We start from the raw sequence: 7825 nt of genomic DNA, 5'->3' as shown, positions 1-7825 counted from the left end.
TATCATTTACTTGTTCCCTTAGTATTGAGATTAATTTATCGTGATTTACTGTATCAAAATACTTTTCGATATCCAAATCGATTACCCATTCAAATCCTTGATTAAGGTACTCTAATACCTTGCCTATTGCCGTGTGACAGTCCCTATTAGGTCTAAAGCCGTAAGAGTACTCACTAAATACATTTTCATATATTGGTACTAATCTTTGGGCTATTGCCTGTTGTATAACCCTATCAACCACAGTTGGTATTCCTAGAGGTCTTAATTTGCCATTAGATTTCGGAATATAAACTCTTCTTACGGGTTGAGGTTTATAGGTTTTATTCATTATCGATTCAATAATTTCTTTCCTGTGTTCATTAAAGTATGGCTCAAGTTTGTCAACTGACATTTTGTCAATGCCACTTGCCCCCTTATTTGCCTTTACTCTTTTGATTGCCTCATTTAAGTTTTCAACACTCAAAATCTCTTCGATTAAGCTCATTTGCTGCTCCTCCTCCATTTGTAAATTTATTTAGAATCATCTTCGACTACTTCATCATCATTGGTTACGTTCCAATGTCATAGACTATCTCATCTTACAGACTATCCAAATATTGCTTATAGTGATTCGCACTATATAAACATTAGGTCCTTTAGTGGTTGGCATCCACCTACTACGACCTCAGCTGACTCCCTAACTATTCGCTTTTTATCGCACGTATATAATACGCGTTAGGGCCTCCCGGGGTAATTCACTAATCTTTCATCCCACAACCTCTTGATTTACTGTTTTGGTTTTACGTTTACCATTAGGACTTCAGTTTGCTTTGCAACCTTATCCACTTACCATTTAGCCTCATCAAGTTTCTGTTCGTAGGCTCAAGGATTTTGCTACACCTCTTCCTTCACCCATAGGATTACTCCTAACGGCTTGAGGTTCGCTACACTTGGCGGTAAATACCCGTGACTGGACTTTCACCAGTAAGATTAGTGCCATGCCCGGCACACAAATAAAGCATTCCAAAATGAATTGAAATGCTTTTATTTACCTTATTCTGTCAATAATTTTTCCATTATTCCAATCATATTGCCTTTAGCTAAAGCATAAGCTTCCTTAATCATATTATAGAAAGTTTCTGCCTCACCAGCACCATGACCCTTAATAACTGGCTTTGTAACACCAAGTAGATTTGCACCACCTAGGGTGTTGTAATCATATTTTGCCATAAGCTCTTTTACAGTCTTCTTTAAAACTAGTGCTTCCGCTTCACTTGTTGAAGCCTTAGCTTTAGCAAGTAAATCCATAAATAGAGCCTTTGCTGTACCTTCAATCGTCTTAATTACAGTATTTCCACCAAAGCCATCTGCAGCAACTACATCACAAGTAGATGCTAAAATATCCTTTCCTTCTACATTTCCTAAGAAATTTAATCCAGATGCTTTTAGCATTTGATGAGCTTCCTTGATTGCATCAGGCCCCTTCTTTTCTTCAGCACCATTAGAAAGTAGGCGTACTCTTGGGTTTTCAATTCCCTTAGCCTTCATATAGGCAACACCCATTTTTGCAAAATCTACAATTTGCTCTGGCTTACAATCTACATTTGCACCACAATCACTAATTAAGAATTCACCATCATTACCTAAAAGTAGGCAAGCAAGGCATGGTCTAACCTCACCAATTCTACCTAAAATAAACATAGATGAAACAAGGACAGCGCCTGTAGAACCACAGGATACAAAGCCTCCAGCTAAAGGATCATTTTTACAAATATTTAAGCCCTTAACTAAGCTTGAATCTGGCTTTTTTCTAAATGCTTTAGTAGGAATATCATTATTTGTAATTTCTTCTGTACAGTTTACGATTTCAACCTGTTCCTTATTATATGTTAAAGTATCCAAAACGGGTAAAATAACTTCTTCTTTGGCACATAAAACTACAGTTAAATCCTTATTTTCATTTATTGCTTTAATGGCACCAGATACTAGCTCATTTGCAGGTTTATCTGCACCCATAAGATCAACAACTATTTTTATCATTATAATATCCTCTTATTCAATACCAATAATATAAGAATAAATATCCTGATTACCCTTTAATGGATATACCTCAATATAAGAATTTAAGGTTTCAGCAAATTCACGAATGACATCACATTCCTCAATTTTTACATCCTGTCCACAAAGCATAGTCATAACCTGCTTATCAGAAAAATCCTTAATCTTCTTTAAAGATTTTTTAACTGCTTCAATTCTATCCTTATCGGAGGCGATTAAATCACCATTATAAATACAAATATAATCGCCCTTTTTAATCTTAATACCATTAATAGCAGTATCTCTAATAGAATATGTAACCTCTAATGTAGAAACATTTTTGATAACTTCTTTTTCAGCTTCTACAATCTCATCTATATCATCGCATTCAAAATTAAGCATAGATACTGCAGAATATCCTTCAGCTATAGTTTTTGTAGGAATTACATAAACTTTTGCCTTGTCATAGTTTTCTGCAGCCTGCTTAGCAGCCATAACGATATTTCCATTATTAGGGAATACTAAAATATATTCTGCATCAATCTTGTGAAAAGCATTTAAGAAATCCTCTGTAGAAGTATTCATTGTCTGTCCACCAGTGACAACCTCATCTACACCCATTTCTTTAAATGAGCGAACTAAGCCTTCACCGTTTGCAACAGCTACAGATGCATACTTTTTATGCTCCTTTGGTTCTGCTACTTCTTCTTGGCTAGATGCAATAATTTCATTATTTTCGGTATGCTGTACATTCATATTCTCAATCTTAATTGTTATGAATTCACCATACTTACGCATTTCTGTTAATACTAAGCCTGGGTCAAAGGTATGTACATGTACCTTAACTAAATCCTCATCCTTAAAGGATACTATAGAATTACCTATAGTTTCTAAATAATCCTGAATTACCTTTAAATCAAAATTAGGAATATCTACTTTTGAATTTTGAAGCTGCAAAATAAACTCTGTACAATAACCCCATGTAAGTTCTGAATCAGCATCAAAGCCGGAATTATCAACAATCGAAATATTAGAAGCATTTGTAGCCTCAACAATTTCATCCTTAGATGCCTTTAGCATACCTTCAATGATTAAGCAGAATCCTGCTCCACCAGAATCGATTACACCAGCTTCCTTTAAAACAGCTAAAAGCTCTGGTGTATGGTCTAAGGATTCCTTAGCCTTATCTAAATAAATTTGTAAATATTCAGGTAAAGTCATTGTATCTGTAAGTTCTTTATAAGAAGCTTCACCAGCCTCTCTCATTACAGTTAAAATTGTACCCTCGGTTGGATTTTGAACAACACTATATGATTTCTTTGTTCCTTCTAGCATGGCCTCGGCAAAGCCCTTAACATCAACCTCATCCTTGCCCTCAAAGCCTAAGGATAGTCCCTTAAAGAATTGAGATGTAATTACGCCAGAATTTCCACGAGCGGATAAAACCATGGAACGAGCCATTTGTTTAGAAATCAATCCAATTTTTGTTTCCTTGCTCTTTAAGCCTTCCGATGCACCACCTTCAATGGTCATCTTCATATTTGTACCTGTATCTCCATCAGGTACTGGGAAAACATTTAATGCATTAATTCTTTCAAAGTCGTTAGCAAGAGATCTTGCACCTGCAACAACTAAGGTAACATAGTCCTGTCCATTTACCTTATTTAATATCATGGTGATTACTCCTCACCAGTAATATCCATCTTCTTGCCGTAGAAGTTTACAATAATTGTATCTGGTCCACAAGATGCACCAATGATTGGACCTAAGGAGGAAATATTTACTGCTTTACACTTAGTCTTCTCTTGAATCTCTTTAGCAACATATTCTGCATCCTTTAAATTATCACCATGCTCAACATATACTGTTCTATTTTCAGCATCCGTAATTCTTTCTACAGTGAAATTAACTAATTCATCTAAGGAAGTCTTTCTACCCTTAACCTTCTTAAATCCATAGTTATTACCCTTAGTATCTCCACAAATAATTGGCTTAACACCAAATAGATTACCAAAGAATGCTGCAGAGGCCTTAACTCTACCAGCCATCTTTAGCCAGTTTAGGGATCCTACTGTTGCGAATGTCTGATAATTTAATTTATATTCATCAAAATAAGCAACAACCTCATCTAATGTTTTACCCTCATTTGCCATACGTGCTGCATCAATAGCCATTAAGCCTTCTGCATAACAGCTTCTTAGAGAATCGTAGCATACAAATTTTCTTCCTGGGTATTTAGATACTACCTCTTCACCAATAACCTTTGCATAGTTTACAGATGTAGATAATTTAGATGAACATGCTAAATAGAATACATCTAAGCCCTTTTCAAATGCTTCCGCAAACTTAGCCTCAACCTCAGTTGTTAAAATCTGATTTGTTGTAGCTCTATTTCCTTGTCTCATTTTATTATAGAAATCAGCAGCGGATAAAACACTCCACTCTAAATCTGCATCATAATCTTTTTCATCGACTCTAAAAGCCATCTTTAAATATCCGAAATCTAATTCATCGCGATATTTCTTTTCAACATCAGATGTTGAATCTGTGAATACATAAAAATTCTTCATAAATTTCCTCCTAATTGTAAAAACACATTATATGTTCGTGTACTCTAAAAAATATTATACCAAAGATTTTAATTTTGTACTATAAACTTTACTTTTTTTTATTAAAAAATGCTATAATTTTAGTATGAAAAAACATTTTATAATTTAAATCTTTATTTTCATTAAAAAAATGTTATACTAAAATACAAAACTATTAGAGAAGGAGAGTCAATATGAGTAAAAGATTTAGAATGTCAACAGCCCTAGATGTTGATGATTTACTACTTGAATGCATTCCCTATGCGATAAAGCTTGCAAACGAAAAATACCACTATGACCCACCCCTTACTATCTACGAAGTAGATCACTGGGGAAAGCTTGGTACTCGTGCGGATGTCATTTTTGAATTCTTCAATGACCCTGAATTTTTTAGAACACAGCCAGTCATTGAAGGAGCTAAGGAATTTGTAAGAAAGCTAACTAAAATGACAGAGGTATTTATATCTACATCCATTTATCCTGAGTTTATGGGAATACGTGCTCAAAGAATTATGGAGGAATTCCCAGAAATCCCAAAGGAAAACATTTATATGGGATCAAGAAAGGATAAAATCAATGTCGATATCCTATTTGATGATGGTATGCATAATATCTTTAAATCCAGTGCTGCTTACCCTATTTTAATGCGTAAGCCTTGGAATATGAACGCAACTGGTATGCTTGCGGTAAATAGCTATGATGAATTCTTAAAATTAGTTGAAGTCATCTCTAAAAGCTATCTATTCAATGTTGATAAGCTTATCCAACCAGGTATCGTTATTTTAGTTGGACCATCTGGTTCAGGTAAATCTAAAATAGCTAAAAAGCTTTTAGATGATAAGCCATGCTTAGAAAAGCTTAAAACATATACTACTGCAGACCCTACTGCTGTATATGAAAATGATTGGTATAATTATGTATCCAAAGATCAATTCTTTGAAATGTTAGATTCCAAAGTATTCTTTGAATCTACAATGTATGCTGGTCATGGATATGGCTCTAAAAAGGATGATGTCGATAAGATTTTAGCTAAGGGTAAATCTGTTTTAGCTACTATGGATATTTGTGGAGCTATGGCATTAAAATCAAGATATGAAAATGTCATTACGATTTATATTAAAAAGGACCGTAAGGAATTAATTTCTTCTATATTAAATAAGAAATGCTCTCATGAGGATAAGGTAAATCGTCTTATTTCTATTGAAGATGAAAAGAGAAATGAAGAAATTTGCGATTATGTAGTTTCTGCAACAAATCAGGATTATGAATCCTCTGTAAAAGAAATTGAAGAATTATTAGGCATATAAAGATGAAAAAATGGTGAGTTTGAAATTCACCATTTTTATTATTTTAATATTTCTTGGTAAGCCTTAAAATAAATATTTGCTCTACCATCGCTAGTTAAATCACTTAATTTTTGATATAGGCTCTTATGATCACCTATAAATTTTACAATCTTAGGATTATATCTTGTACCAGACTCTTTAACTAATTCTTGATATAGGGTATCAAAATTCTTACCACTTGTATAATTTCTACCTAAAATATCTGTTGCAGCATCCATACAATCGGCTATAGTTATTAAATCGATATAAAAGGAATATGGAGATTCCTTTTTATTAAATTCTAAAGGATATCCACCTAAATCATTATACCATTTATGATGTCCATCCATGATATCAAAATAATCCTTAAAATCCATATCCTCTTCTATCATTTTTAAGCCTAAGGAAGGATGCGTTTTAATTAAAGAAAACTCCTCGCTAGATAATCTTCTATTTTGTCTATTTACTATATCCACAATAAAGCATTTACCAACATCATGTAATAAGCCAGCATTTAAAATATAGGATAATATATCCTCTTTTTTATTTTTTACATCCTCTATACTATTTATATTTAATGGTCCAATAAAGAATTCAGGGTTTTCTTCTATCATTTCCTTTGCAATGATAGATGCAATCTCAGATACCATTAAAGAATGAATATATGTTGTAGGCTGTCTAACTAAAATTAATTTTAGAAGTAAGCTTTTCTTATCTTTATAATCTGTTAATATGCCATGTAAATCTCTATAGAATTCCTGACATACATTATTCATCATTTGCGTATAAAAGCCATAAGGAATTTGCGTATGAACCTTTATTAGCTTATCTAAAACTCTATCTAAATACTTATTTTTATCACTAGCTGAATTACATATTAAATCATATAAATCAATTGCGTTATTATGATAATTTAAAATAAGTAATAGGGTATCATCAGGATCACTATCATAATTAGGTAAAGGTAGTGATTCAATATTATTCGTTATTTTTTCCATAATGGAATCCTTAGATACAATTCCTCTAAGTAAATCCGCTTTACACTTTGCTCTAAAATAATTACCTTCTAAATCATCCTCTACTAAAGGATAATTATCAACTAAATCATAGAATCTAGATTTAACCTTATCTGTTGCAGTTTCAATTCCCTCATCTACATATAAAATATCTCTTTTGATTTGTTCAATATGCTTTATGAAATATTCATTCTTACCATCTAGGTCTTGAACTAGCTTTGAATTAAAGAACTCTAATACCTGATCATAATAATCAAATACCATATCCTTTGTGCCATCCTTCATTTGACCAAATGGAGCAATTAAATTGCTATAAGCAATGAATATTTGAATTCTTTCATCGCTATCCTTTATTTCACTATAATAATCCTTATAAGAAATAACCTTTTTATACCACTCACAGGCTTGCTTTATATATTTAGCCTCTCCTGTTCTACCAAAGGCCTCATAATATTCAAAAGCGAGCATATGATATATTTTCACAAGCTTTCCATAGTTATTCGTATTTGTATAATAGGGTAATATCTTATCAATGATTAGCTTCATCACAGGATAATCATCACATTCGTTTTCATACATTTCTAATAAAACATTATAAAATGCTAAAGCAATATCTTCATTTAATTCTATATTTAAATACTCTTTAAGCTTTTCTATTAATTCTTCATTTTCTAAATAGATTTTTCTTGTAATCTTACTTCTTTTAATTAAAGATTCCTTCCATTTATCAAAGGAATCAATAGAAAATAAAGCCTCTTCCACATCGATTTGAAGATTTCTATTTTTCATATATTCATTTTTAAACTTCTCTAAAAATTTAAATATATCCATAATACACATCACCCATTAATGTTATTATATTAAACTTTAACAAATCTAA

At 32.4% G+C, this 7825-nt stretch carries 6 protein-coding genes; 1 reads left to right on the top strand and 5 read right to left on the bottom strand.

The genetic code is table 11. From position 1 onward, the window contains the following. The 4 genes from EI71_RS04255 to EI71_RS04240 form a co-directional block, all read right to left on the bottom strand. Positions 1-484 (bottom strand): reverse transcriptase domain-containing protein (locus EI71_RS04255; protein ID WP_119016013.1); only part of this gene is annotated, 484 nt, incomplete at its 3' end. Positions 485-1032: 548 nt separating this feature from the next. Next, positions 1033-2019, bottom strand: a complete 987-nt coding sequence (plsX, locus tag EI71_RS04250; protein WP_119016012.1) for a phosphate acyltransferase PlsX — start codon at positions 2017-2019, stop codon at positions 1033-1035. 12 nt (positions 2020-2031) lie between these two features. Continuing rightward, entirely contained in the window at positions 2032-3690 is a 1659-nt protein-coding gene (locus EI71_RS04245) for a DAK2 domain-containing protein (protein WP_119016011.1), read from the bottom strand. 5 nt (positions 3691-3695) lie between these two features. Then, positions 3696-4586 carry a DegV family protein gene (locus tag EI71_RS04240; RefSeq protein ID WP_119016010.1) on the bottom strand — a complete coding sequence of 297 codons (891 nt, stop codon included), beginning with the start codon at positions 4584-4586 and terminating at the stop codon, positions 3696-3698. A gap of 212 nt (positions 4587-4798) precedes the next feature. Here EI71_RS04240 and EI71_RS04235 point away from each other — a divergent pair, with 212 nt between their 5' ends. Further along, positions 4799-5911 (top strand): 5' nucleotidase, NT5C type, encoded by a 1113-nt coding sequence (locus tag EI71_RS04235; protein WP_119016009.1) that lies wholly within the window; start codon positions 4799-4801, stop codon positions 5909-5911. Positions 5912-5949: 38 nt separating this feature from the next. On the opposite strand, the gene EI71_RS04230 is transcribed toward EI71_RS04235, so the two are convergent. Next, positions 5950-7776 carry an HD-GYP domain-containing protein gene (locus tag EI71_RS04230; RefSeq protein ID WP_162849758.1) on the bottom strand — a complete coding sequence of 609 codons (1827 nt, stop codon included), beginning with the start codon at positions 7774-7776 and terminating at the stop codon, positions 5950-5952. Positions 7777-7825: the final 49 nt, after the last annotated feature.

This window comes from Anaeroplasma bactoclasticum (assembly GCF_003550015.1).
Lineage (GTDB): Bacteria > Bacillota_I > Bacilli_A > Acholeplasmatales > Anaeroplasmataceae > Anaeroplasma > Anaeroplasma bactoclasticum.
Note: the sequence above shows the minus strand (reverse complement) of the source record. Positions and strands in the feature narration are given on the sequence as shown.

Bases quoted from the DNA above. Each gene is read 5' to 3' on its own strand.
- plsX (WP_119016012.1), bottom strand. From the start codon at position 2,019: ATGATAAAAATAGTTGTTGATCTTATGGGTGCAGATAAACCTGCAAAT.
- EI71_RS04235 (WP_119016009.1), top strand. From the start codon at position 4,799: ATGAGTAAAAGATTTAGAATGTCAACAGCCCTAGATGTTGATGATTTA.
- EI71_RS04230 (WP_162849758.1), bottom strand. From the start codon at position 7,776: ATGGATATATTTAAATTTTTAGAGAAGTTTAAAAATGAATATATGAAA.
- EI71_RS04240 (WP_119016010.1), bottom strand. From the start codon at position 4,586: ATGAAGAATTTTTATGTATTCACAGATTCAACATCTGATGTTGAAAAG.
- EI71_RS04245 (WP_119016011.1), bottom strand. From the start codon at position 3,690: ATGATATTAAATAAGGTAAATGGACAGGACTATGTTACCTTAGTTGTT.